Consider the following 23,574-nt stretch of genomic DNA (forward strand, 5'->3'; position numbering starts at 1 on the left):
CGGAAGGCAGCGAGACGGCGGAACTCACCCGAGGTACGCGGCGACCGTGACGCCGGCAAGCACGTCGCCGTGAGCCACTCCGTTCGGTAGCGGGCGGCACCACAGTGATCCGGCCACGCTTCGGCACAGGACCTCCGGAACTCACGGGTGACGTCTGCCGAACCATCGTGCCCTGCGGAGTTCCGCTCGGACGGCAAGCGCGCGAGGAGCCGACCGCTACGAATCGTCTGCCTGGAGCCTGAAGCCGGTCACCACGCCCGGTCTGATCCGAACGGCACCTGATGACGGTGCGTCGGCCCAGGGCTTCAGGAGCTGCGCGTAGCGCTTCAGCTCGGCCGGGTCGGTGACGGCACTGGCATAGCCGGTGGCAACCACGCTCCAGCCCAGACGGGTGCCGGCATCGATGGCATCGGCCTCGTAGGCCACGACGACGTCCGGGCCGTCAGCCACCGTGAGCAAGGCCGCCAGTGTCGAGCCGTCCTGAACGAGGACGATGATGTCACCGCCGTCGAGGAGGTGGTTGACGGGGCGCACGGCAGGCAGCGCATGGCGGGTGAACACGATGCGGCCCAGTCCGACGGTCGCGAGCAGCCGCAGCGCCTCCTCGGTGCCGAGGTCTTTCGTTCGCCTCCGGGCGGTAGGGCCGGCAGGCGCGGCGGCGGCGCTGCCGACCGGGCGGTTCTCCATCGTGGGCACCCTCCGTTCAGCAGGCGGGCCATGGCATCGGGCTCGTGGTGGACATCTCACCACCCCTTTGGGCCAGGGGCGTTGCCGCGCAGAGTCGCGAGTCGGCGCTTGAACTCCTCGTCGTCGATTTCCCCTCTGGCGAATCGTTCTGCCAGCAGGTTCTCGGCCCTCGCGGACGAAGCGGCCCCCGGCTCGGAAGCCGATCGGCCGGCTGTGTCGTGTCTGAAGGTCCGGACCATCAGGACGACTGCAGTCAGGATCAGGATCCAGACGATCAGCTGGGTGAAGGACATGGCGAACCATCCCCAAGCACCCATGCCGTGGCCGTTCCAGTACATCTCGCACCTGCCAGGTCCAGTGGCAACGGCGGCCGCGATCAGGCCGTCTTCTTCCAGCGTCCCCGTTCCCGGCGATCGGAGCATGGGCCGTTCGGTACCTGCCCGGGGCCCACAGGACCCATGCCCCGGGCAGTCCCGCTCACAGAGACTGGAGACCGACCCGAATCAGGAGGCCGTTCATGAGCGCTCCTTCTCCCCTTCGCATCAATGCCGCACTGCCGGTCGACCGTCGTTCCCGCCTGATGGAGCTTGCCCACGAGGTCAACTTCGATGAGGGGACCCGCCTCTTCCAGGAGGGGGGTCATGCCGACCGGTTCTGGATCGTCCGGTCGGGCACCGTGACCTTGGACGTCCACGTCCCCGGTCGGCGCGCCGCTGTCATCGAAACCCTCGGGGCCGGTGAGCTGGTCGGCTGCTCGTGGCTGTTCAAGCCGTACACGTGGCGCCTGGGCGCCGAGGCGATGACACCGGTCCGTGCCTACGAGTTCGACGCGGTGGGGGTCCGAGCCCTGATGGACGCCGATAGCGCCTTCGGCTCGGCCCTCGGCCACTGGGTGGGGCAAGTCCTCGCCCATCGGCTGCAAGCCGCTCGGATCCGCCTGCTCGACCTGTACGCGCCCCACGGCAGCGGCAGTCTTCTCTGACACCCCGGCCCACGGGGATCGGACTCAGTTGCCGGTGGCGGTCGGTCACGCCATGTGCGACGTCAGCGGAACCCACCACTCAAGACGGGTTCCCGACTCCCCGTCCATCGGCGCACCGAGCTTCATGCTGCCGCCGAGCCTTTCGGCACGTTCGGCGAGATTCCGCAGCCCTCTGCGTCGGCCGCCTTCGGGAAGGCCGACGCCGTTGTCGGTCACGGTGACGGTGAGGACGCCGTCGGCGGCGACGATCGACGCCTCGGCACGGGTGGCCCGGGCGTGGCGGGCGATGTTCGTCAGTGCCTCCCCGACCACCGCGAGTACCTCATCGGCTACTTCGGGTGGTACGTCCGTGTCGATGAGGCCTTCCATGCGCAGGGCCGGTGCGAAGCCGAGGGCTGCTCCCGCTTCGTCCACGGCCTGGACGGTGCGGGAGCGCAGCTTGGGTGATGCACCGGGGCCATCGTGGTCCCGGAGTCCGAAGATGGTGGAACGGATGATCTTGATGGTGGCGTCGAGGTCGTCGACCGCTCGGGCGAGCCGTTCGGAGGCCTCCGGGTGTTCGACGAACCGCTGGGCGCTCTGCAGGGTCATGCCGGTGGCGAAGAGGCGCTGGATGGCGAGGTCGTGGAGGTCGCGCGCGATGCGGTCGTGGTCTTCGAGCATGCTCATCTGCTCGGCGTCGCGGCGCCGCTCGGCCAGCTCCAGGGCGAGGGCGGCCTGGCCGGCGAAGCCGGGGAGGGCCGCCACCTCTGCCCTGGCGAAGGCGGCACGGCCGCGGCGACGCGCCAGGATGAGGACCCCGCTGAGTTTCTCCTTGGTGCCGACGGTGACGGCGACGGCCGGGCCGAAGCCCCTCCACCGCTCCGGCTGGACGGTGACGCGCCGGTCGCTTTCGACGTCCGCGACCGTGATCAGCCCGTCCTCCGCCAGAGCGGCCTCGGCCAGGGTTCCGGCCGGGCTGGGCATGACGATGCCCCGGTGCGCTTCCGCCCCGTCCCCCAGGGCCAGGGAGCCGCGCAGCTCTCCCGACGGTCCGAGCAGGTAGAAGACACCCATGTCGGCGCCGGTGATGTCCTTGGCGCGCTCCAGCATGCCCTCCAGGACCTCCTCCCGGACGGTTCCGGAGAGCAGGGCGCTGGTGAAGTCCGAGCTGGCCGTCAACCAGCGCTCGCGCACGCGGACCTCCTCGAAGAGGCGGGCGTTCTCGATGGCGATGCCGGCCGCGACGGCGAGCGTGGACAGGACCGCCTCGTCCTCCTCGTCGAAGTCGAGGCCTCCGCGCTTCTCGGTGAGGTAAAGGTTGCCGAAGACGTCCTCGCGCACCCGGATGGGAACGCCGAGGAAGGAGTGCATCGGCGGGTGGTGGGCCGGGAATCCGTACGAGGCCGGATGCTCGGACAGCTCGGAGAGGCGGAGGGTCTCCGGGTGGCGGATCAACTCGCCGAGGATGCCGTGGCCGGACGGCAGGTCACCGATCCGTGCGCGAACGTCGTCCGTGATTCCGACGGGCAGGAACTCGGCGAGCCTCCGGTCGTCGCCGATGACGCCGAGCGCGCCGTATTCGGCGTCGACCAGGACGACGGCTGCCTCGACGATGCCGTGCAGGACCTGCGGCAGGTCCAGCTCGCGGCCGACGGACATGACGGCCTCCAGCAGGCCGTTGAGCCGGTCGCGCGTGCCCCGGACCTGGTCGATGCGTACCTGGAGCTCTTCGAGGAGTTCGTCCAGCCGCAGCTGCGGCACGCCACCCAGAACGGGCCGGCCGTCCGCGCTCATGTGCCACCTCCGGTCGACCGAAGCGGTGGAGTACCACCTCCTCCACGTTAATCCCGGCGAACGCGGATTTCCCTTCCCGTCAGGGCGCTACGGCTCCGTACGACGGGGCCTGCCGGGCTCGGTGTGCAGGTGCCGGACGTGGGCGTCCGGTCCGGGGAAGAACACGGTGGTGCGGCCGGTGTCGGACCAGCGCACGTCGTAGGGCGGAGTGCCGTCCTCGTGGTGGAGGGCGATGACCTCACCGTCACGGCCCGGTGTGCCGACGGTGGGGCCGCCCACGACGATCTGGTCGCCCACCTCGGCGTGCACACCGGTTCCCGGTACGTACGTCTTCATGATCATGCCTTTCTGTGGAACGCTCGACGGAGGATCCGGGCTGCGATGAACGCCCCGAGGCCGGCCGCGGCGGCGAGCCCCGTGCCGGACCAGCCCACGGGCTCGGTGCCCAGCAGGGACCGGAGCTCGGGCACGTGCAGGGCGGCCACGGCCAAGAGTGCGGAGACCGCCACGGAGGCGGGGAGGAAGAGGTTCTGCCCGGTGAGCAGCCGGGCTCGCAGGCCCAGGGCCACGCCGAGCTGGGCCGCGAGCAGGGCCAGGAAGAGCACGCTCTGCCAGGGCAGGTCCATGGCACGCGCGGCGAGGCCGGCGGCCAGGCTCAACGTCGTCACGACCGCGGCGAGCACCAGGAGGCGCTGCCAGACGCCCGCGGCCAGGATGTGCTGTCCGGGCGGGCGCGGTGGACGGCGCATGGCCTGCGGAGTGACGGGTTCGGCGCCCATGGCCACGCCTGTCAGCCCGTGGGTGAGGAGGTTGATCCACAGGATCTGTCCCGCCCGCAGCGGCAGGGCCAGGCCGAGCACCGGGCCGGCCAGCATCACGAGGATCTCGGCGGCTCCGCCCGCCATGGCGTAGACGAGGAAGCGCCGGATGTTGTCGTAGACGCGGCGGCCCTCCTCGACGGCCTTGACCACGGTGGACAGCTCGTCATCGGTGAGTACCAGGTCCGCCGCCTGCCGGGCCACCTCGGTTCCGCGGGCGCCCATGGCCACACCGATGTCCGCCTGGTGGAGGGCGGGACCGTCGTTGACCCCGTCCCCGGTCATGGCCGTCACGGCCCCCCGGGCGCGCCACGCGCGGACGATGTCCAGCTTCTGCTGCGGATCGGTTCGCGCGAAGACGCGGACCGCGGTCAGGTCGGTGTCCGGGGTCGTGGCCAGCTCGGGCCCGGTGAGGATCTCACTGGGGGCTCCGTCCTGGACGAGGCCGGTACGTACGGCGATGGCGTGGGCCGTGGCCGGATGGTCACCGGTGATCAGGACGGGGGTGATGCCCGCCTTACGGCATGCCTCCAGGGTCGTGACGGCTGACGCTTTGGGAGGGTCGCTGATGGCGACGAGGCCGAGGAGGCCCAGACCGTGCTCGGCCTCGGTCGCCGGGCGGTCCCACACGAGCCGCTCGATGCCTGCCACGGCCAGGACCCGGAAGCCTTGCGCGGCCAGGAGGGCGGCCTGACGGCGGGCCTCGTCCAGGAGCTCCCGCGGTACGGCGAGCACCTCGGCCGTCAGCACCGCCTCCGGCGCGCCCTTGAGGCATACCAGAACGTTGCCGTCGGGAAGGTGGTGCAGCGTCGTCATCCGCTTGCGGAGGCTGTCGAAGGGGGCCTCCGCGAACCGGGGACAGGCTCGGTGCAGGGCGGCCTGGTCCGGGCAGCCCGCTCTGGCGGCTGCCGCCAGCAGCGCGGCCTCCATCGGGTCGCCCACGGCCGTCCAGGTGTCCGAGTCCTTTCCGGGTGGCCGCAGCCCGGCGTCGTTGCACAGGGCCGCCGTCGTGAGCAGCTCCTGCAGTGGCCGCAGCCGGTCCGCCGCCAGGGGCTTCCCTTCTCGGGTCAGGGTTCCCCACGGCTCGTAGCCACTGCCGGTCATGTCTGCGGTGCCCGAGGGCGTCCACACGTGCTGGACGGCCATGCGCCCCTCGGTGAGGGTGCCCGTCTTGTCCGTGGCCAGCACGCTGACGGAGCCGAGGGTTTCCACGGCCGGCAGGCGGCGGACCAAGGCGTTGCGGGCCGCCATCCGGCGCGCTCCGAGCGCCAGGGCGAGGGTGACCACGGCGGGGAGGGACTCCGGCACCGCGGCCACAGCCAGACTGATCGCGGTCACGGCCATCGTGCTCAGCGGGAGGCCGCGTACCAGGCCCAGGGCGAAGAACAGCACGCACAGGGCGATGGTCACGGCCGCGAGGATCCGGCCCAGTGAGGCGAGGCGGCGCTGGAGGGGGGTGAGGTCACGGCCCGTGTCGAGGAGTGCCGCGATTCGCCCGAGGGCACTCGCCGAGCCGGTGGCAGTCGCGGTTGCCGTACCTCGGCCACGCACGACGACGGTGCCGGCGCTGACCGTGCCGTCCGCCGTCTTGTCCACGGGCTCGGATTCGCCCGTGAGCATGGATTCGTCCACCAGGAGCGCGGATGCCTCGGTCAGGTCGGCATCTGCGGCGACGATGTCCCCCTCCCCCAGCAGCAGGGTGTCGCCCGGCACCACGAGGCGTGCCGGCACCTCGTGCGGGGTGCTGTCGCGCAGCACCCTCGCGTGTGGGGCGGAAAGAGCGGAGAGCGCGGCGACGGCGTGGTCCGCCCGGACCTCCTGTGCCACTCCCACGGTCGTGTTGAAGACGACCACCAGGCCGATGACGACGGCGTCAGGGTGGTCCCCGATCGCCATGGTCAGCAGCATGGCCCCGAGGAGCACCATGATCAGCGGGTCACGCAGCTGGGCCAGGACCCGTCGGTGCAGCGGCGTGGGGCTCGGTGGCGCCACCTCGTTGCTGCCGTACCGGGCCAGTCGGCGCTCGGCTTCGGCCTGCGTGAGCCCCGGTCCCGCCGGGGAGCCGGCGGGCCGAGTGGCGGTCGTAGGGACGGTCATGGCGGCGTCATTCGGTCGGTACGGTGATCACCGGGCAGTGCGCACGGTGCAGGAGACCGTGGACGACGGAACCGATGCGCATACCGGTGTATCCGCCGCGACCCCGGCGACCCACCACCACGGCCAGGGCGTGCTCGGCCGCCCGCGCCAGTTCCTCGACCGGGTGGCCCGTCATGACCTCGTGTGTGACGTGCACGTCGGGGTACTTGTCCGACAGTCCTGCGGTGGCCTCGGAAAGCAGTGCGCGCCGGGCCTGCAGGGCGGCTTCCGCGTCGTTCGGCATGAAGACCGGCGGTTGCCACACGCAGACGACCCGGAGTGCCGCTCCGCGCAGGTCAGCCTCGTCGAAGGCGAACACCAGGGCAGCCGTGGCGGACGCGCTGCCGTCGAGACCGACGACCACGTACGGCGGCTGCCGGCTGATGTGCTCCGCGTCGCCGACGACGACGACCGGGCAGCGGGCCTGGGCGCTGACGGGGACCACGATGGAGCCCGCGCTGAAGAACTCCGCCGTGCGGCTGAGGTGTCGCGAACCCAGCACGATCAGGCGGGCCTCCTCGGCCACCCCGCCCAGGGCAGGGGCGGGGAACCCGTGGAGGAGGTCGCATGTGACACCCACCTCCGGTTGCCGGTCGTGCACCCAGTTTCGGGCCTGATCGAGTCTGTCGGCTCCTGTCTGCCGCAGGGCCATGTGGCCGGGGGTGCCGTCGACGTGGTCGGTGCCGCGCTCGGGAGGCACCGCGAGCACCAGACGCAGAGGGAGCCGTCGGCGGTGCGCCTCGTCGGCGGCCCAGGCGAGGGGCAGGTGCCAGTCCCTGGCCGGGTCGATCCCGACGACGATGTCGAGGCCTCGATGACCGCTCATGACCGGCTCCCGAAGTCGCTGCCCGTCCGGGGGATGAGGAGGACGGGGCAGTGCGCGTGGTGCAGGACGCTGTGCGTGGCCCTGCCCAGGTTGCGGCCGATCCCGAGGGCTCCGGGGACCCGTCGGCCCCCCATGACGAGCAGGTCTGCGTGGCGGGACGCCTCGACCAGCACGCCGGCCACGGAGATGCTCTTCTCCGCGTCGGCCCGCACCTCGAGGTCGGGGAACTCGTCGCGGACCGCGTCGGTGACGGCACGCAGGGCCTCCACGTGCGCGCCCGCGATCTCGTCGACGCCGTCCAGCATGCCGACCACCAGACCGACGGACTGCATGATGTTCCACACGTGCAGGAGCCGGAGGGATCCCTTGCGCAGTTCGGCCTCGGACGCGGCATACCGGGCGTACAGGAGGTCGTGCCCGTCACGGACGGCGGCGAGGACGGTTCCGGTCTCCTCGGCGCCGTCGATGCCGCGTACGACGATGACGGGGGTCATCGCGGCGGCCGCGACGTCCAGGCCGACCGAACCGAGCATGAGCGAGTCGAATCCCCCGAGGCCGCGGTTGCCCACCACGATGGTGCCGTGCAGGGCCCCGGCCCGGTGCAGACTGCTGACGGCGTCGGACCGGCTGAACTCCGTGCTCACCCGCAGACCGGGGTACTCGTCGGTCACCACCTTCGCCGTCTCGTCCAGGAGTTCCCGTCCGTTGGCACACACCCGTTCGATGGTTTCCGCCGACACGTACAGGGCCCGGCCGTCGGTGTCGGCCCCGTGGACTATGTGCAGGGGACGGTCGCGGCGTACGGCCTCCGCCGCGGCCCACATGACGGCGGTGCGTGCCGGCTTCGAACCGTCGACGCCAACCACCACCGAGCTGGCATCCGGGGTCCGGAAGGTAGTTTCCACGGTTCCTCCCAACCGAGAAGCCGATGAGGGGCACCACTCACGCTGACACCCGCGACGCACCCTGGAGAGGGCCGCCCGGGACCGCGATCGGGACCAAAGGTCCCCATCGTTCCGCGCGCCACCGCTCGGCCCGGGGGCCATGGCCCGCCCGGCCCCCGGGACGGGACCCATTCGGCCCTCGCTCACCGGCGGACATCGGCGAAATGGTGGGGGCACACCCGACCCGCACACAGGCCCGCGTGGCGTGGCGGAGCAGGAGGGCCTCATGAAGCACATCAAGGTGGGCGACCTGATGACCGCAGACGTCGTCTCCGTCACTCCGAAAACGGCCTTCAAGGACATCGCGAAGCTCCTTGCGCAATACGACATCACCGGACTCCCCGTGCTGGACGAAGAGGACCGCGTCGTCGGTGTCGTTTCCCAGACCGACCTCTTGGCCCGCGCGGCTCCGGCCCCCCGTCCGGCGAGGGAGGCCGACACACCGACCGTCCCGCCCACGGCGGACGGCGTCATGTCCGCACCCGCGGTCACCATTGGCGCCGAGGAGACGGCCGCCGATGCCGCCCGGCTGATGACCCGCCGTGGAATCGAGCGGCTGCCCGTCGTGGACGAAGAGGACAGGCTCGTGGGCATCATCACCCGCAGGGACCTCCTGCGCCTGTTCGTCCGACCCGACTCCGAAATACGCAGACGGGTCGACGACGAGGTCCTCAGGGGCGTGTTCGGCGTGCCCGTCGGTGAGATCGAGGTCCACGTGGTGGACGGCATCGTCACCTTGGACGGCCGCGTCGAGCTGCAGAGCCAGCTGCCGGCACTCGTCAGCCTCGTCGAGCAGCTCGACGGGGTCGTCGCCGTGGCATCGCGCGTCACGGCGCGGACCGACGACGCGCCGACCACTCAGGCCGGACGGCCCCGCCAGGCCGCGCAGTGGTGACGGGACCGTCCCGCACGGAAGAAGCACCAGCCATGAGCGATCACGTCATCGTCGGCGTCGACGGCTCTCCAGAGAGCCGGGCGGCCGCACGCTGGGCCGCACAGGAGGCCGTTCTCCGGCGGGTTGCGCTGCGCCTCGTGCACGCCGTCGACTGGCCCCTGGACCCGGTGTTCCCGGGCCTGGGACGCCAGGACGTGGACCGCTGGGCCGATCACGCCCTCACCGAGGCGGCGCAAGAACTGCAACGGCGCCATCCCGAGCTGGAGATCGCCACCCGTTGCCTCGCGGCACGGCCGGCGGCGGCCCTCGCGGCCGAGGCCGCCGATGCCGGACTGCTGGTCCTGGGATCGCGGGGCCTGGGTGGCTTGGTCGGCTTCATCATCGGCTCGGTGGCGGTGTCCACCCTGGTCGCCACCGACACGCCGGTCGTGCTGATCAGGGTCGCCGACGACCCCGACGGCCCGGGCATCGGTTCCGACGCCGAGGTGATCGTGGGCGTCGACATCCGTGAATCGTGCGACCTCGTGCTCGCGTTCGCCTTCGAAGAGGCCGCCCGGCGCCACTGCCCGCTGCGCGCCGTACACAGCTGGAAGATGCCACCCGCCTACGCGTACGTCCCCTTCTTCGACCCGGACAACGAGCGGGACGTCAACAGGAGCGTCACGCACATGGTCGAGGACATGCTGATGCCCTGGCGGCACAAGTTCCCCGACGTGGACGTCAGCCACAGTGTGTTCATGGGATCCGCCGGCGGCCATCTCGTCCGGGCCTCGCAAGGCGCAGGGCTCGTGGTCGTGGGCCGCCACCTGCGTCGTTCCCCGCTCGGCACGCAGCTGGGCCCTGTCACGCACGCGGTCCTGCACCACGCGGCGGCCCCGGTGGCCGTCGTGGCCCACGAATGAGGGAGGCGCAACGATGCAGCGGCATCGGCTCACCGCAGACGACCTGATGACGGGCGGGTGACCGGCGTCGTGAGCGTGCAGACGGACTCCGGCGTTTCCGGGCTCGGGGGACGATCCATGAGGCACCGCAGCGTCGGGGACCTGATGACACCCCACGCCGTCACGGTGCGCCGTACCACCGCCTTCAAGGAGATCGCCCGGCTCCTGAAGGAGTTCGACATCACCGCCGTACCCGTCGTCGACGCATCGCGGCATCCGGTCGGCGTCGTCTCGGAAGCCGACCTGCTCGACCGGCGGCCCGACGGCGGTGCGGCAACTGCCGGGGAACTCATGACGAGTCCGGCGATCACGGCACGCTCCGAGTGGAGTGTGGTCCGCGCCGCCCGCGTCATGCGGCGGCACGGGGTCAAGCGACTGCCCGTCGTCGACGCGGAGGGCGGTGTGATCGGGGTACTCAGCCGCAGCGACCTCATCCGGTTGTTCCTCCGCAGTGACCACGCGATCCAGGAAGAGATCGTCGAGGACGTCCTCACACGAACGCTGCACATCGCCCCGTCGACGATCACCGTCACGGTCGAGGACGGTCTGGTGACCCTCAGCGGCCTTCGGCCACGGCGCGAGTTGCTGCCGGTCGTCCTCCGGCTCTGTCAGAGCGTCGACGGGGTCGTCGCCGTGGACGACCGGCTGACCAACGGCGAGGCAGCGGAGGCCTGACCGGAGGTCGGTGGGGGCATCTGGACGAGGGGCGGGCGGGAAGGAGTCCTGCCCCCTTCGTCCAGCCCGTCGGAGAGGGACGGCGTGCTGCCCCGCCGACTGTGGTCGTCACAGACCGGCTGCCGGACGAACCGCCCCGTCGCATGACCCATATCGGCGGAACCCTGATGTGCGCCATTCCTGGCCGTCGGGCAGGATCGCGAGGGCTTCGTAGCCGTCGAGCGTTTCCACCCAGTCCCGTGCGCCGTCGCCTCTGGCGAACGCGGCGGTGGCGTACGTGTCGGTCAGGGTCAGTGCGGGTCCGACCAGGGTGAGGGAGGCGAACGCGGTGACGGGGGTGCCGGTGTGCGGGTCGATGATGTGGGCACCGCGTTCGGCGGTGCCGGAGGTGGCGACGGCCAGGTCGTGGTCGGCGGTGATGACGGTGGCCAGCCTGCCGGGGTGCAGCGGATGGGCGATGCCGATGCGCCAGGGGGTGCCGGGGCCTGACTGGCCGCGGATCCGGAGGTCGCCGCCGCCGTTGACGCAGGTGTGGTGTGCGCCGGCTTCATGGAGGAGACGCGATGCGGCTTCGGTGGCCCAGCCCTTGACGAGTCCCGAGGGGTCGAGGGTGCCCGCGGGGATGACGCTGAACCAGCCGTCGGTGACGTGGGCGGCCTGGGCGCAGAGCGACATGACCTCGTGGACCTCTGGTGGGCAGTCGCCGAGGTGGATCTCGCCGCGATCGAGGCGGCTGATGTGGCTGTCGGGCCGGTACGTGGAGAACACGGCGTCGATCTCGTGGAGTTGCCGTACGGCTTCGGCGAGGGCGCGGCGGATGGCGGGGGTCGGCCGGTCGCGTATGTCGAAGGAGAAGACGGTGCCCATGACGTGTTCGACGTGGCGAACGCCGCGTGCGGTGTCAGGCATGGGCCCGGTCCAGGGCGCTCTGCAGGGATTCGACGTAGCCCCGGCTGGTGTAGCTGGCTCCGGAGACGGCGTCGATGTGCGCGCTCTGGGCTCCGATCGCTTCCTGGGTGAGGCGGGGCAGGGCGTAGGAGGAGATCTGCCGGTCGCGGCCGCGTCGATCGGGGGCTCGGAGGACGGTGACCGAGATGATCTTTCCATGGCTGAGGTGGGCCGCGACCTGCACGGTTCCGTAGCGGGTGTCGATGGGGTCCCCGGTGAACGTGCCCGTCGTGGTGGACGCACCGGGGTCGGAGGTCCCGGGGCTGGAGGTCCCGGGGGTGCGTGGTGAGGGGGAAGCGGTGGGTGAACGGGGCGGCATGCCGACGAGGGCCGGAGACTGGTGGGGTTTGAGGGCCAGCAGTGAGACGACGACGGTGCTGATCCCGGTGGTGGCGAGCACGGCTCGGCGCACGGTGGTCCTCCTCAGAACGTGAACGACTCGTGGTGGATGCGCCGCGCCGGGACGCCTGCTTCGCGCAGGGCCTCGGTCGCGGCGGATGCCATGCCGGGCGGGCCGCAGAGGTAGACGTCGTGCGCGGCCAGGTCCGGCACCAGGGCGGTCAGGCCCGGCGCGGTGAGGGGCGAGGAATGTGCGGCCGGTTCGTCGACGACGTAGTGCACGGTGGCGCGGCGGTGGGCGGCTATCGCGTCGAGTTCACCGCGCAGGGCGAGGTCTTCCGGGCGGCGGGCCCGGTAGACGAGGGTGACCTGGCCCGGCAGTGTCTCGAAGAGCGTGCGCAAGGGGGTGATGCCGACGCCGCCCGCCAGGAGCAGGACCTTGGGGGCGGTGCGTCGGTGCGTGGTGAAGCCGCCGTACGGTCCCTCGGCCCAGACCCGCGTACCGGGTGCCAGGTGGGCGAGCGCGGCGCTGTGGCCGCCGGCGGCCTTGACCGTGATGCGCAGGTGGTTCGGGTGTGCGGGGGCGGAGAGGGAGTAGGGGTTGGCGCTCCACCGCAGGCCAGGGGTCAGGAAGCGCCACCGCAGGAATTGGCCCGGCAGCCCTCCCAGTTCCTCCAGGTGCTCCCCGGTGAGGTGGACGGAGACCACACCGGGCGCCTCGGGGCGGACCGCCGCGACGCGCAGGCGGTGGCGCAGTCCGCGCCGCAGAGGGACGGCGAACCGGTACCAGGCGAGCAGTGCGGCGACGCCGAGGAAGAGCGCGTACCAGGCCGCCTGCGCGGCGCGGTTTCCGACGAAGTCCGCGCCGTTGGAGAGCTGGTGGCCGAAGGCGAGGAAGACCGCCAGGTAGGTGACGAAGTGCAGGTGGTGCCAGGTCTCGTAACTCAGCCTGCGGCGGGCCGCGCGGGCCGAGAGGACTCCGGTGGCCAGGAACAGCAGGAACCCGGCCGTGCCCTTCAGGAGGTCGGGGTAGTGCAGGACGAGCGTGGCGGTCTGGCCCACCACGTTCGCGTGCGAGGTCAGTGAGTACCCCCAGATGATCAGCAGGGTGTGGGCGAGGGCCAGGGACACGGTGCAGCGGCCGCCCCAGGCGTGCCAGCGGGCGAGCCGGTCCGTGCCGACGGTGTGGTCCAGGAGCGGCACGCGGGCCATGAGGGCCAGCAGGACCGCGCAGGCGTAGCCCGCCAGGAGTCCGGTGATGCGTCCCGCCCCCGTGAGCCAGCCCGCCGGACCGACGACGGAGGTCGTGTCGATCCACCACAGGGCGAGCACACCCGCGCCTCCCGCCCAGATCGCCAGCTGGGCCAGGAAGGGCACGGCATGGCGATACGGGCGCCGGCGGCGGGACCCGCGGATGGCGCGGGTCCCGCTGAACGTGGTGGTCATGGCTCCTCCGGGTGGGCACGTGCTCCGGCGATTGGCGATCAGCGGCCGGCGAGCAGCGATCGGCGGCCAGCCTCACAGCCCAACCTTTGAGTTCCTTCTGAAAGGGCCCCGCCGGACCCGCTCAGCGCGGATTCAGAGGAAATTCAAAGACTCGGCGCGCCCTGCCCCGGCCCTGGCCGGGGGATCCTGAAGGGACCATGAACGAGCCTCGCACCACTCCGCCCCTGCACCGCCCCGACGGGGAGCCCGTGCGGATCCTCGTCGTCGACGACGAACCCGACGTCACCGACGTGCTGGCCGGGGTCATGACCGGCGAGGGCTGGCAGGTGCGCACCGCCGCCGACGGCGCGACCGCGCTCGCGACGGCTCGCGCCTTCCGGCCCGACGCTGTGGTCCTGGACTGGATGCTGCCCGATCTCGACGGCCTCCAGGTCCTACGCGGGCTGCGGCGTGAGAAGCCCCGCCTGTGCGTGCTGTTCCTGACCGCCCGTGACGCGGTCGAGGACCGCATCGCCGGGATCACCGCGGGCGGCGACGACTACGTCACCAAGCCCTACAGCCTGGAAGAAGTACTGGCCCGGCTGCGCGGGCTGCTCCGGCGTGCCGGCATGACCGCCGGGCCGGGTGCGAGCGTGCTCACCGTCGGGGACCTCACCATGGACGAGGAGGCGAGGGAGGTCAGACGCGGCGGGGCCGTCGTCGAGCTGTCCCGGACCGAATTCGAACTCCTGCGCTTCCTCATGCGCAACCCGCGCCGGGTCCTGTCCAAGGCCCAGATCCTCGACCGGGTCTGGGCCTACGACTTCGGCGGCCGTGCCCATGTGGTCGAGCTCTACATCAGCTACCTGCGCAAGAAGGTCGACGCCGGACGCAGCCCCATGATCCACACCGTGCGCGGTGTCGGATACGTACTCAAGCCGGACACCCCGTGAGGCGCCCGGTTCCCATACCCCGGACCCTGCGCGGCCAGCTCACCGCCGGGCTCGTCGCCCTGCTCGCCCTCGCCTGCCTCGCCGTCGGCATCACCACCGCCCTCGCCCTGCGCGGCTTCCTCATGGACCGTCTGGACGAACAGCTCGCCGCCTCCGGAGGCCGCTTCGCCGCCAGCCTGGAACACGAGGCCACGCCCGACGCCGACAACCGCCCCGACACCCGGGGCCAGGCCGAGGCGACCTTCGGCGCCCGCCTCCTGAACGGAACGGTCACCCAGGCCGCCGTCGTCGACCGGGCTGCCGACCGCTCCCTCCGGCTCACCGCCGGGGACCGGCGCACCCTGGCGGCGGTCCCCGCTGACGGACACGGGCACAGCGTCCGTCTCTCCGCCCTGGGCAGGTACCGCGTCACGGCCGTCGAGGGCGACGACCAGGACGTCCTCGTCACCGGACTCCCGCTGCACCCGGTGGAGGAGACCCTCCACCGCCTCGAAGCGGTCGAAGCAGCGCTGTTCGGCGCCGCCCTGGTGGCCACCGGCATCGCCGGAGCCCTGTGGGTACGGATCTCCCTGCGCCCCCTCCAGCAGGTCACGGCCCGGGCCGCGGAGGTCGCGAGGCTACCGCTGGCGAGTGGTGAGGTGGCAATGCCGGGACCGCTGCCCGACGCCGACCCCCGAACCGAGGTCGGCCAGGTCGGCACGGCACTCAACCGCATGCTCGGCCACGTCGGGGACGCTCTCACCCGACGCCAGGCGAGTGAGGAGCGGCTGCGTCATTTCGCCGCGGATGCCAGCCACGAACTGCGCACTCCCGTCGCCAACATCCGCGGTCACGCCGAACTCGCCCTGCGGCACCAAGGCCCCGTGCCGGCCGAAGTCCGTCACGCCCTCGAACGCATCGGCGGCGAGTCCCGGCGCATGACGCGCCTCGTCGACGACCTGCTGCTTCTCGCGCGCCTGGACGCCGGACGCCCCCTCGAACACGAGCCGGTCGATGTGACCCTGCTGATCCTGAACGCGACGGACGACGCCCGCGCGGCAGGCCCCGGCCACCGCTGGATCCTTGACCTCCCGGAAGAACCCGTGACCGTCACCGGCGACGCCCACCGTCTCCAGCAGGCCATCGGCAACCTCCTCGCCAACGCCCGGACCCACACCCCGCCCGGCAGCGAAGTGACCATCACTCTCACCACCGATCGGACCGGGGTCCGCATCGAGGTGAGCGACAACGGACCAGGTATCCCCGAAGGCCTGCAGTCCGAGGTCTTCGGACGCTTCGTCCGTGGTGACCACGCCCGCTCCCGCAGCACCGGCAGCACCGGGCTCGGTCTCGCCATCGTCCACGCCGTCCTCACCGCCCACGGTGGAACCGCAACCGTCACCAGCAGGCCCGGACACACCGTCTTCCGCCTCACCCTCCCCGGCTGAGCGCCTGGCCCGGCCGCCGCCGATGCACCAGGCCGGCAAGCGGACTGGCGTCCTCGGACAGAGTGCGTGGAAGCGCCTCCGGCCACGGGATCGGCAAGGCGCATGTCCATGTGTCGCGTATTCGCGCAAGGGCCCGTCGTCGTCCCGCCGCCGACACGGCCATCGCCGGCCCGATCAGGCACAGGGCGAACCCCAGCCCCGTGATTCCTGCGGCCGCGGCCGTGAGGGTGGCCGTCGCGTTGAGGGCGAGCGCCGCGAGCACCAGGGCTGCCGGTCAGCTCGATCGCAGGGCGGCCACTCACACGTCCAGTCTGGGCATGCCCCGCGGAACCCTCCTGATCGCCCGAAGGCGTCGGAGGCGACGTAGGGGGTTCGCCCGCTCCGGCCTCCGTCACTGGACGACTTCACCGTCCATCCAGCCGCCGTAGGGCTTCAGGGAGCCGCGTTCGGGGGCGGCTCCGGCGCCGGTCACGTCCCCGTACGCGATGCGCTTGAGCTGTGCTGCCAGGTTCTCCAGTGCCCGGGCGAGCGGCGGCGAGTTCGTCGCCGATCTCGGGGACGTCCTTGTCGGTCGACATGGTGTTCCTCCATGGGTTCAGCAGCGGCGGCGCCGGGCCCAGCGGCGGATCTCGTCCGTTCCCCAGACCAGCGGCGGAAATGCGGCGATGAGGAGGACGACGTCCGGCGGGAGGGCCGCGGTGCCGAAGAGGTGCTGGAGCGGCGGGGCGTACACGAGTGCCGCGGTGAAGGCCAGTTCGAAGGCGATGCCGGCGAGCAGGAGCGGGTTGGTGAAGAAGCCGATGTCGCGGAGGGCCGCGTGGTCGGTCCGAGCGGCAACGGCCGTGCCGACCTGGCAGGTGACGATGCCGGCGAAGGTCGCGGTGGTCGCGGTCAGGTAGGCGTGGTGCAGCGGGGTTCCGGGGCCGGTGTCATCGCCGGGTTGCCATCCGGCTCGCCACAGGACGTAGAAGAAGCCGGTCATGACGAGGACGGCGGAGACGGAGCCGAGCCAGCCCCAGCTGCGGACGAGCATGTCCTTGTTGATCACGCCTTGGGAACTGGGCCGGGGCGGCCTGGCCATGACTCCCGGTTCGGCGCGCTCACGGCCCAGCGCGAGTGCGGGAAGGGTCTCGGTGCCGAGGTCGATGGCGAGGATCTGCAGGACGGTCAGCGGGAGGGGGACGGTCCCGGCGGAGAGTGCGAAGACGACGAACGGAACGACCTCGGGAGTGAGGTGGGCGAAGATGTAGACGATGAACTTGCGGACGTTGTCGTAGACGCGGCGCCCGGACTCGATGGCCGTGACGATGGTGGCGAAGTTGTCGTCGGTCAGGACCATGGTCGACGCCTCACGGGCCACGTCCGTCCCCGAGCGCCCCATGGCCACTCCGATGTGGGCACGGTGCAGGGCGGGCGCGTCGTTCACTCCGTCGCCGGTCATGGCCACGATCTGCCCGTGCGCGCGCAGGGCGTCGGCCACCTTCAGCTTCGTCTCGGGCGAGGAACGGGCGAAGACGACCTCCGTGCCCTCCTGCCGGAGGATGTGGTCCAGCTGGTGGTCGTCGACCGCCTCGGACTGCGCGACCACCTGCAGGCTCGGCACTCCGATACCGACGGAACGGGCCACGGCGGCAGCCGTGGCCCCGTTGTCGCCGGTGACGACGTGGATGGTCAGGCCCGCCTCATGGCAGCGCCGCACCGCGGCCGCGACTTCCGGGCGCGGCGGGTCGTACAGGCCGACCAGACCCAGGAGGTGGAGCCCCTGCTCGGCCCGTTGGCGCTGTGCAGGCGGTTCGACACCGGGTGGCCATGCGCGGACCGCGACGGCCAGCACTCGTATCCCGTCCTTCGCCAGGTCCTCGGCGGCGCCCTGGGCCTCCTGAGCCGGCTCACCCGTCGCAAGGAGCGGTATGACGGCTTCCGGGGCGCCCTTGACGATGACGGAGGATCGGCCGTCCGCAGTGGTCTGGATCACCGACATGCGGCGCAGGCGCGGGTCGAAGCGGAAGAGGGCGCTGCGGTCGGCGTCCCGGTCGGCCAGGTCGATGGGCACGGCGTGTTCCGCAGCCCCCTCCACCAGGGCGATCTCGGTCGGATCGCCGAGCAGAGTGCCGTCGTTCTCGCGGGCGACGGTGGTGCACAGGGCGGCATCGCGGACGAGAGCCGCCGCTCCGGGTCCGGTCGTCGAGCTGTCCTGCGGCGTCCACACGGAGTGGAGGTGCATCTGGTTGCGGGTGAGGGTGCCGGTCTTGTCGGTGCAGATGACGTTGGTGCAGCCGAGGGTCTCCACGGCGCTCAGCCGCTTGATGACCGCTCCTTGCCGGGCGAGGACGCGTACGCCGACCGCGAGGGCGAGGGTGATGGTGGGCAACAGCCCTTCGGGAACGTTGGCCACGAGCAGGCCGATGGCGAACATCAGGGAGTCGGTGAGCGGCAGCCCCACGGCGACGCCCGCCACCAGGAACACGGCCCCCAGGGCGACTGCGACTGCGGTGATCAGCCAGGCGACCTTCTTGACCTGTGTTTCCAGCGGGCTGGGCTCGCGGCGGGTGCGCTGGCTGAGCGCGGCGATCCGGCCCAGCTCGGTGTGGTCGCCGGTGGCGAAGACGATGGCCTGCGCCTGGCCCTCGGTGGCGGTGGTGCCGCTGAAGACGAGGTTGGGTTCCTGGAGGAGCGAGACGTCTTCGAGGCCGGGTCCGGCGAGACGCTCGACGGGAGTGGACTCCCCCGTCAGCATGGACAGGTCCGCTTCGATACCGCCCTCGGTCAGGCGGGCGTCGGCCGGTACCCGGTCGCCTTCGTCGAGTACCAGGAGATCGCCGGGTACGAGATCGCGCGCGGGGACCTGCTGGGGCTGTCCGTCGCGGATCACGTGGGCCTGCGCGGGGAGGTAGCGGGCCAGCGTCTCGACGGCCTTCTCCGCCTGCTGTTCCTGTACGAGGGCGAATGCGGCGTTGACGAGGACGACGGCGACGATGGCCCATCCGAGCACGTCGATGTCGGCGAAGAAAGCCAGGGCGGCCGCAGCCCAGAGCAACAGGGCCAGAGGGTGGACCAGCTGCCTCAGGAGTTCCCGCAGGATGCTCGTGCGGGCGGTGCGGCGGACCTCGTTCGGTCCGTATACGGCCAGCCTGCGTTCCGCCTCCCGGCTCGACAGGCCCAGTGGGCCGGTGTGCAGTTCGCGGCGGAGCAGGGGAAGGGGCTCCAGCGGGTCGGGCGCGGCATCCGGTGTCAGGTCCTGGCCGGCAGCCGTCTCAGTCATCGCCTGCTCCCTGCCCGGGGCGCAGGCGGCCGGACCACGCGGGCTCGACGCTCTCCCACTCGCGCTCCCACTCCTGTGCGCTCCGTGCGTTGACGAGGCGCAGGCGTGCATAGAGCACACCGCCCGCTGCGAGTGCGATCCCGACGAAGGCTCCGGTGCCGAAACCGATGGCGTTCAGAGCGATGTCGGGCGTGCCGGGCGGGGCGGTCGCCGCGTTGCCGTGGTCGTCGGTCCAGAGGCTGACGGCGTCTCCTCTCCGGGTCGCCGCCGGCACGGGAACGGTTCCCGTGTGGACGCGGCGTGCGGGATCCCGCCAGGTGGCGCGAGCCACGGTCACGGAGTGTGTGCTCGGACCTGTCCCTGCCTGGTACGTGGTTTCACCGACCGTCACGGCCGTGACGGAGTGGCGGTGCCGTGCGGTCTCCGCCGCGTCGCGGCCGGCGTCCGTCCAAGCGGTTCGGCCGACTGCGACGCCGCAGATCACGGCGACCAGGCAGGCCAGTGCGAAGGCGGCGCGGAGACGGGTGCGGGTGCGGTCGGCGTCACGACGGAGCGGGTTTGCTCCTGGTGCCGGCGGGCGGTGGTGCATGGCCGCCTCCGAGAGGTAGGTGCCTGCCCGCCGGCTCAGGCGGCGAGCTCGGCGCTGATGTGGTGGGCCCACTTCTTGATCCGCTCGGGGTTGCGGAAGTCGCCGCCCTTGCCCTGGCGGGTCAGGGTCTTGGCGAGGAAGCCCGGGGTGCGGGCGGTGATGCTGCCGCCGAAGGTCATGTGTTCGCGCGCCCCGAGGAGCTGCATCTGCCGGGCGACGGCGGCGACGGGAGGGACGTCGCGGTCCTCGGCGGAGCGGTCGAGCGGGCCGCTGCTGAACATCCACACCGGACGGTGCCGCAGGGAGTCGGCGTTGCGTTCGGCGCAGTGCTTGGCCTTGGTGCTCCAGTGGCCGGCGTAGAGGGAGCCGCCGAGGACGACGGCGTCGTAGGCGCGGACGTCGTGGACGTGGTCGGCGGGCAGCACGACGGCGTCGAGACCGTCCTCGCGGAGGGTCTTGCCGATCTGTTCGGCGATGCCTGCGGTGGCGCCGTGCTTGGTGCCGTAGGCGACCAGGACTCGCTTGGTGCTCATGACGAGTACTCCTTGCTGCCGTGCTGGGGGGGCTGATGCCACTGTCACGCAGCCGACGGCCGGTCCGCTTGGGCCGGACGGCTCCCTGCGGGGACCATTCGGTCCTCCCCCTGGCGGCTCTCCTCGGCGACGGCGATGTGCTGTTGGACGGCGGCGAAGCCGTCGGGGGCCGCGGAGATCGAGTCGATCCCGGCACGGACGAGGAAGGCGGCGTACTCGGGGTCGTCGCTCGGACGCTGCCCGCACAGGCCGACGGGACGGCCCGGCGCCTGGACCCGCAGGAGCAGGATCCGGATCAGGGTGGTCACGGCCGGATCGTTCTCGTCGAACACCTTCGCGGTAGCCGTCGCTGTAGTAGCGGCTGGCGCCACGCCATCCGATCATCGGGTTGGCCTCCACCGGTTCGAAGGGGCGGCCGCCGAGGAGCTTGGCGTACTCGTTGGTCTTGAAGTCGCTGGTGCGGACGACGACCGGGTCGGGCCGGCGGGAGGCGGCGATCCGGGCGATCCCGTACGCGAGGCGGTCGGTGAAGTACCTGCCGCGGTCGAGGGGGCCCTCGGTGAGCTGGTCGACGGTGCAGCGGTCTGATGCGTCCAGGCGCTCGGGGTGCAGCAGTGCCATGGGGTGGACCTTGACCTGGTGGGCGACGATAAACTCCACGCGGGCCAGGCCCACCCCGTCCGCCGGCAGCCGCCACCAGCGGAAGGCGGCGGACGGGTCGGCGAGGTTCAGCATCACCCGGGTGCGGGTGGCGGGCAGGGCGGACAGGTCCGTCTCCTTCTCCTCGTACGGGAGCCGCCCCGCGTAGACCCTGCCCCGGCTGCCTTCGGTGCACGAGATGGTGACGTCGGCGCCGTCGCGCAGCAGCTCGGTGGCGTTCCCGGTACCGACGACCGCCGGCACGCCGAGTTCCCGGCTGACTATGGCGGCGTGCGAGGTGCGGCCGCCGTGGTCGGTGACGATGGCCGCGGCGCGCTTCATGACCGGCTCCCAGTCCGGGTCGGTGATCGAGGTGCCGAGCACGGCTCCGGCCGGGAAGCGTTCCAGGTCCACCGGCGTTTACATCCGGCACACGGCACCCGAGCCGATGGCCTCGCCCACCGCGATGGCCTCGACCAGGGCATCGCCGGGGGCGCCGGTCAGGCGGCAGCGCCGCAGGGTCGTGGTGCGTCGCCGGGACTGCACCGTCTCGGGCCGCGCCTGCACGATCGCCAGGTCTCCGGTGACGCCGTCCTTCGCCCACTCCAGGTCCATCGGGCAGCCGTAGTGGTCCTCGACGGCAACGGCCCACTCGGCGAGCCGGCGCACCTCGGCATCGGTCAGGACGCGCCGGTCCCGCTCGTCACGCGTGGCGTCGACGGTGTCGGTCAGCCCGTGCTCCGCGTAGACGGCCTTGCGGCGCTTGGCGCCGATCCGCACGTCGATCACGGGGTTCAGGACGATCTGGCACACCGCGTGTCCCTCTCCCGCAGCCGCCGGGGCGTGGGCAGGACATCGTCGAGGGCGTCAACCCCTTTCTGGTATGCAGCGCCTCGGAGAAGGTCTGGTCCTTGCGGGCCGCGGCCGCGTGCACAGTTGCGCATCCTGGATCGGGCTGCGAAGTCCCCGCTGGAAGCTCGTTCATGGCTCGTGGATGATGCGACGGCCGGTGAGGCGGACGGGGGCTATCTTCATCCAGTGGGTGCGCGGGCCGCCGGCCCAGGGGTGGGATCGGGCTGTCGCCGTCAGATGCTGGACCTCCTGTGGGGCCGTGACGGCTTCGAGTTCGCCCACTGCCAGGACGCTCCAACCGCCGGCGGTGACGTCGTCGATGTTGTCGATCTCGAAGGCGACCTCTGTGCCTGCAGCTCTGGCCGCGAGAGCCTCCGCGGCGGTACGGAACGCGATGTCGCGGCCCGCGGTCAGGTAGTTGACCGGGAGAACCGCTGGGCCTTCCGGAGTGAAGACGGCGATGCGCCCGACTCCGTGCGTGCCCAGCAGCCTTCGGCATTCGCCTTCGTCCAAGGCCACGAGTGCGGGGGCGCGGCGGGCGGTGGAGCGGCCCGGGACCTTGCCGGTGCTTGCCCCGGTCAGGTCGTCGACCGTGACCCCGAGCTCGTCGGCGACGCGGACGAGGGTGCCGATGGCCGGGGCGGCCGCGTGCTCCTCCAGGTAGACGATGTAGTTGCCGTCGGCCCCGCACCGCCGGCCCAGTTCCTCACGGCTCATACCGAGGGCGATACGGCGGGCCGCGATGCGGCGGCCGAGGTCGGTGCGTCCGGTCGTCTCGCCGGACGGTTGGGATCGGGTGCTCGGTGTGTTCTTCACGGTGATCACTGCTCCTGGGGCGGTACGGCGACCGTGTCGTGCTGCGGGCCTCCGAGGACGACCTTGAGCGCGCCCGTCTCGCCGGCTCGGGCGAAGACGTCGTACGCCTCTTCCATCTGGTCCAGTTCGAAGCGGTGGGTGACCAGCGCGGATCCGGGCAGCCGGCCGGCGGCCGTCATCCGCATCAGCATGGGGGTCGAGTGGGTGTCGACGAGGCCGGTGGTGAGGGTGACGTCCTTGATCCACAGGTCTTCGAGGTGGAGGGTCGCGGGCTTGCCGTGGACGCCGATGTTGGCTACCCGGCCGCCCGGGCGGACCATCCGGGTGCACAGCTCGAACGCCTCGGGCACCCCGACGGCCTCGATGACCACGTCCGCGCCGAGCCCGTCGGTGAGGTCCTCCACCAGCCGCTCGGGGTCCTCGTCAGCGCTCGCGGTCGCATCGGCGCCGAGGGCGCGCGCGGCCGCGAGCCGGGACGCGGCGAGGTCGACGGCGACGATCCGACCAGGGCTGTAGAGCTGTGCGGTGGCGATGGCGGCGAGTCCGATGGGCCCGGCGCCGACCACGACGACGGTGTCTCCGGGGCGGACGTTGCCGTTGAGGACGCCTACCTCGTAGGAGGTGGGGAAGATGTCCGCGAGCAGGACCGCCTCGTGACCGGCCAGTGCGCTGGGCAGCGGATGGACGGAGAGGTCGGCGAAGGGGACGCGGACGTACTCGGCCTGGGTGCCGTCGATGGTGTGGCCGAGCACCCAGCCGCCGCCTCCGCGGCACTGCCCGTAGCGGGCCTCGCGGCAGAAGCGGCAGCGGCCGCACGCCGAGATGCAGGAGATCAGGACCCGGTCGCCCGGGCGGACGGTGCGGACGTCGCCACCGGCCTCGACGACGGTGCCGACGGCCTCGTGGCCGAGCACCCGACCCGGTGTGACCTCCGGGACGTCGCCCTTGACGATGTGCAGGTCGGTGCCGCAGATGGTGACGGCGTCGACCCGGACGACCGCGTCCGCGGCGTCCTCGATCGCGGGGTCCGGAACGTCCTGCCAGGAGGTCCGTCCGGGCCCGTGGAAGACGAGTGCCTTCATGACTGCGACCTCTCTGTGCTGCGAGGGGT

23 protein-coding genes and 1 pseudogene are annotated in these 23,574 nt (G+C 71.7%); 6 read left to right on the plus strand and 18 right to left on the minus strand.

Translation table 11 applies throughout. The features are described from left to right. Window positions 1-216: 216 nt before the first annotated feature. Complete coding sequence (locus ACFYYJ_RS38105; protein ID WP_385358677.1) at window positions 217-687, minus strand: pyridoxamine 5'-phosphate oxidase family protein; 471 nt, start codon at window positions 685-687, stop codon at window positions 217-219. 56 nt (window positions 688-743) lie between these two features. Then, window positions 744-980 carry an SHOCT domain-containing protein gene (locus ACFYYJ_RS38110; protein WP_385358676.1) on the minus strand — a complete coding sequence of 79 codons (237 nt, stop codon included), beginning with the start codon at window positions 978-980 and terminating at the stop codon, window positions 744-746. A gap of 224 nt (window positions 981-1,204) precedes the next feature. On the opposite strand from ACFYYJ_RS38110, the gene ACFYYJ_RS38115 reads away from it, so the two are divergent. Continuing rightward, window positions 1,205-1,669, plus strand: a complete 465-nt coding sequence (locus ACFYYJ_RS38115; RefSeq protein ID WP_389139125.1) for a Crp/Fnr family transcriptional regulator — start codon at window positions 1,205-1,207, stop codon at window positions 1,667-1,669. A gap of 45 nt (window positions 1,670-1,714) precedes the next feature. Here the strand turns inward: ACFYYJ_RS38115 and ACFYYJ_RS38120 are convergent, their stop codons facing one another. The 5 genes from ACFYYJ_RS38120 to ACFYYJ_RS38140 form a co-directional block, all read right to left on the minus strand. Next, window positions 1,715-3,445, minus strand: coding sequence for a GAF domain-containing protein (locus ACFYYJ_RS38120; RefSeq protein WP_389139127.1), 1,731 nt, complete (start codon window positions 3,443-3,445; stop codon window positions 1,715-1,717). Window positions 3,446-3,532: 87 nt separating this feature from the next. Continuing rightward, a complete protein-coding gene (locus ACFYYJ_RS38125; RefSeq protein ID WP_385124550.1) occupies window positions 3,533-3,787 on the minus strand; it encodes a DUF1918 domain-containing protein in 255 nt (84 codons plus the stop codon). Continuing rightward, complete coding sequence (locus tag ACFYYJ_RS38130; RefSeq protein WP_389139130.1) at window positions 3,784-6,360, minus strand: cation-translocating P-type ATPase; 2,577 nt, start codon at window positions 6,358-6,360, stop codon at window positions 3,784-3,786. Before ACFYYJ_RS38130 ends, ACFYYJ_RS38125 begins: the two co-directional genes overlap by 4 nt. Window positions 6,361-6,367: 7 nt before the next feature. Continuing rightward, the gene (locus ACFYYJ_RS38135) at window positions 6,368-7,225 is read right to left on the minus strand and encodes a universal stress protein (RefSeq protein ID WP_389139132.1); all 858 of its coding nucleotides are present in this window, start codon (window positions 7,223-7,225) and stop codon (window positions 6,368-6,370) included. Next, window positions 7,222-8,130 (minus strand): universal stress protein, encoded by a 909-nt coding sequence (locus ACFYYJ_RS38140; protein ID WP_389139134.1) that lies wholly within the window; start codon window positions 8,128-8,130, stop codon window positions 7,222-7,224. The genes ACFYYJ_RS38135 and ACFYYJ_RS38140 overlap by 4 nt, the downstream gene beginning before the upstream one ends. A gap of 265 nt (window positions 8,131-8,395) precedes the next feature. Here ACFYYJ_RS38140 and ACFYYJ_RS38145 point away from each other — a divergent pair, with 265 nt between their 5' ends. The 3 genes from ACFYYJ_RS38145 to ACFYYJ_RS38155 all read left to right on the plus strand — a co-directional run bounded on the left by ACFYYJ_RS38145 (window position 8,396) and on the right by ACFYYJ_RS38155 (window position 10,680). Further along, window positions 8,396-9,064 carry a CBS domain-containing protein gene (locus ACFYYJ_RS38145; RefSeq protein WP_389139136.1) on the plus strand — a complete coding sequence of 223 codons (669 nt, stop codon included), beginning with the start codon at window positions 8,396-8,398 and terminating at the stop codon, window positions 9,062-9,064. Between the two features lie 32 nt (window positions 9,065-9,096). Continuing rightward, on the plus strand, window positions 9,097-9,966 hold the full coding sequence (locus ACFYYJ_RS38150) for a universal stress protein (RefSeq protein ID WP_389139138.1): 870 nt from the start codon (window positions 9,097-9,099) through the stop codon (window positions 9,964-9,966). A 117-nt stretch (window positions 9,967-10,083) separates the two neighbouring features. Then, window positions 10,084-10,680 (plus strand): CBS domain-containing protein, encoded by a 597-nt coding sequence (locus ACFYYJ_RS38155; protein WP_389139140.1) that lies wholly within the window; start codon window positions 10,084-10,086, stop codon window positions 10,678-10,680. Between the two features lie 108 nt (window positions 10,681-10,788). Here the strand turns inward: ACFYYJ_RS38155 and ACFYYJ_RS38160 are convergent, their stop codons facing one another. From ACFYYJ_RS38160 to ACFYYJ_RS38170, 3 genes are read right to left on the minus strand one after another with little or no spacing between them, the layout of a single operon-like run. Continuing rightward, entirely contained in the window at window positions 10,789-11,589 is an 801-nt protein-coding gene (locus ACFYYJ_RS38160) for an FAD:protein FMN transferase (RefSeq protein WP_389139142.1), read from the minus strand. Further along, a complete protein-coding gene (locus ACFYYJ_RS38165) occupies window positions 11,582-12,040 on the minus strand; it encodes an FMN-binding protein (protein WP_389139144.1) in 459 nt (152 codons plus the stop codon). The genes ACFYYJ_RS38160 and ACFYYJ_RS38165 overlap by 8 nt, the downstream gene beginning before the upstream one ends. Before the next feature lie 11 nt (window positions 12,041-12,051). After that, complete coding sequence (locus ACFYYJ_RS38170) at window positions 12,052-13,413, minus strand: ferric reductase-like transmembrane domain-containing protein (protein WP_389139147.1); 1,362 nt, start codon at window positions 13,411-13,413, stop codon at window positions 12,052-12,054. A 197-nt stretch (window positions 13,414-13,610) separates the two neighbouring features. Between ACFYYJ_RS38170 and ACFYYJ_RS38175 the strand changes: the two genes are divergently transcribed. Together ACFYYJ_RS38175 and ACFYYJ_RS38180 are read left to right on the plus strand one after the other, a co-directional pair. After that, window positions 13,611-14,345: a response regulator transcription factor gene (locus ACFYYJ_RS38175; protein WP_389139149.1), complete on the plus strand. Its 735-nt coding sequence runs from the start codon at window positions 13,611-13,613 to the stop codon at window positions 14,343-14,345. Beyond that, a complete protein-coding gene (locus ACFYYJ_RS38180) occupies window positions 14,342-15,772 on the plus strand; it encodes a sensor histidine kinase (RefSeq protein ID WP_389139151.1) in 1,431 nt (476 codons plus the stop codon). The genes ACFYYJ_RS38175 and ACFYYJ_RS38180 overlap by 4 nt, the downstream gene beginning before the upstream one ends. A gap of 595 nt (window positions 15,773-16,367) precedes the next feature. Here the strand turns inward: ACFYYJ_RS38180 and ACFYYJ_RS38185 are convergent. From ACFYYJ_RS38185 to ACFYYJ_RS38220, 8 genes and pseudogenes are all read right to left on the minus strand, one after another. Further along, entirely contained in the window at window positions 16,368-19,034 is a 2,667-nt protein-coding gene (locus ACFYYJ_RS38185) for a cation-translocating P-type ATPase (RefSeq protein ID WP_389139153.1), read from the minus strand. Then, a complete protein-coding gene (locus tag ACFYYJ_RS38190) occupies window positions 19,027-19,365 on the minus strand; it encodes a hypothetical protein (RefSeq protein WP_389139155.1) in 339 nt (112 codons plus the stop codon). Before ACFYYJ_RS38190 ends, ACFYYJ_RS38185 begins: the two co-directional genes overlap by 8 nt. A gap of 293 nt (window positions 19,366-19,658) precedes the next feature. Then, window positions 19,659-20,156 (minus strand): flavodoxin domain-containing protein, encoded by a 498-nt coding sequence (locus tag ACFYYJ_RS38195; protein ID WP_385124520.1) that lies wholly within the window; start codon window positions 20,154-20,156, stop codon window positions 19,659-19,661. Between the two features lie 44 nt (window positions 20,157-20,200). Beyond that, window positions 20,201-20,527: a putative PEP-binding protein gene (locus ACFYYJ_RS38200; RefSeq protein WP_389139181.1), complete on the minus strand. Its 327-nt coding sequence runs from the start codon at window positions 20,525-20,527 to the stop codon at window positions 20,201-20,203. A 37-nt stretch (window positions 20,528-20,564) separates the two neighbouring features. Beyond that, a pseudogene (locus ACFYYJ_RS38205) lies at window positions 20,565-21,137 on the minus strand (PEP-utilizing enzyme); the annotation flags it as partial. A 78-nt stretch (window positions 21,138-21,215) separates the two neighbouring features. Further along, the gene (locus tag ACFYYJ_RS38210) at window positions 21,216-21,608 is read right to left on the minus strand and encodes a PEP/pyruvate-binding domain-containing protein (RefSeq protein ID WP_389139157.1); all 393 of its coding nucleotides are present in this window, start codon (window positions 21,606-21,608) and stop codon (window positions 21,216-21,218) included. 168 nt (window positions 21,609-21,776) lie between these two features. After that, window positions 21,777-22,463 carry a helix-turn-helix domain-containing protein gene (locus tag ACFYYJ_RS38215; protein WP_385358638.1) on the minus strand — a complete coding sequence of 229 codons (687 nt, stop codon included), beginning with the start codon at window positions 22,461-22,463 and terminating at the stop codon, window positions 21,777-21,779. 5 nt (window positions 22,464-22,468) lie between these two features. Further along, window positions 22,469-23,545, minus strand: coding sequence for an alcohol dehydrogenase catalytic domain-containing protein (locus ACFYYJ_RS38220; protein ID WP_389139160.1), 1,077 nt, complete (start codon window positions 23,543-23,545; stop codon window positions 22,469-22,471). Between the last annotated feature and the right edge of the window lie 29 nt (window positions 23,546-23,574).

This window comes from Streptomyces sp. NPDC002467, from assembly GCF_042889825.1.
Taxonomy (GTDB): domain Bacteria; phylum Actinomycetota; class Actinomycetes; order Streptomycetales; family Streptomycetaceae; genus Streptomyces.

Excerpts from the sequence above, each read along its gene's own strand:
- ACFYYJ_RS38105 (WP_385358677.1), bottom strand. The coding sequence starts at position 687 with ATGGAGAACCGCCCGGTCGGCAGCGCCGCCGCCGCGCCTGCCGGCCCT.
- ACFYYJ_RS38110 (WP_385358676.1), bottom strand. The coding sequence starts at position 980 with ATGTCCTTCACCCAGCTGATCGTCTGGATCCTGATCCTGACTGCAGTC.
- ACFYYJ_RS38115 (WP_389139125.1), top strand. The coding sequence starts at position 1,205 with ATGAGCGCTCCTTCTCCCCTTCGCATCAATGCCGCACTGCCGGTCGAC.
- ACFYYJ_RS38120 (WP_389139127.1), bottom strand. The coding sequence starts at position 3,445 with ATGAGCGCGGACGGCCGGCCCGTTCTGGGTGGCGTGCCGCAGCTGCGG.
- ACFYYJ_RS38125 (WP_385124550.1), bottom strand. The coding sequence starts at position 3,787 with ATGATCATGAAGACGTACGTACCGGGAACCGGTGTGCACGCCGAGGTG.
- ACFYYJ_RS38130 (WP_389139130.1), bottom strand. The coding sequence starts at position 6,360 with ATGACCGTCCCTACGACCGCCACTCGGCCCGCCGGCTCCCCGGCGGGA.
- ACFYYJ_RS38135 (WP_389139132.1), bottom strand. The coding sequence starts at position 7,225 with ATGAGCGGTCATCGAGGCCTCGACATCGTCGTCGGGATCGACCCGGCC.
- ACFYYJ_RS38145 (WP_389139136.1), top strand. The coding sequence starts at position 8,396 with ATGAAGCACATCAAGGTGGGCGACCTGATGACCGCAGACGTCGTCTCC.
- ACFYYJ_RS38150 (WP_389139138.1), top strand. The coding sequence starts at position 9,097 with ATGAGCGATCACGTCATCGTCGGCGTCGACGGCTCTCCAGAGAGCCGG.
- ACFYYJ_RS38155 (WP_389139140.1), top strand. The coding sequence starts at position 10,084 with ATGAGGCACCGCAGCGTCGGGGACCTGATGACACCCCACGCCGTCACG.
- ACFYYJ_RS38160 (WP_389139142.1), bottom strand. The coding sequence starts at position 11,589 with ATGCCTGACACCGCACGCGGCGTTCGCCACGTCGAACACGTCATGGGC.
- ACFYYJ_RS38170 (WP_389139147.1), bottom strand. The coding sequence starts at position 13,413 with ATGACCACCACGTTCAGCGGGACCCGCGCCATCCGCGGGTCCCGCCGC.
- ACFYYJ_RS38175 (WP_389139149.1), top strand. The coding sequence starts at position 13,611 with ATGAACGAGCCTCGCACCACTCCGCCCCTGCACCGCCCCGACGGGGAG.
- ACFYYJ_RS38185 (WP_389139153.1), bottom strand. The coding sequence starts at position 19,034 with ATGACTGAGACGGCTGCCGGCCAGGACCTGACACCGGATGCCGCGCCC.
- ACFYYJ_RS38195 (WP_385124520.1), bottom strand. The coding sequence starts at position 20,156 with ATGAGCACCAAGCGAGTCCTGGTCGCCTACGGCACCAAGCACGGCGCC.
- ACFYYJ_RS38220 (WP_389139160.1), bottom strand. The coding sequence starts at position 23,545 with ATGAAGGCACTCGTCTTCCACGGGCCCGGACGGACCTCCTGGCAGGAC.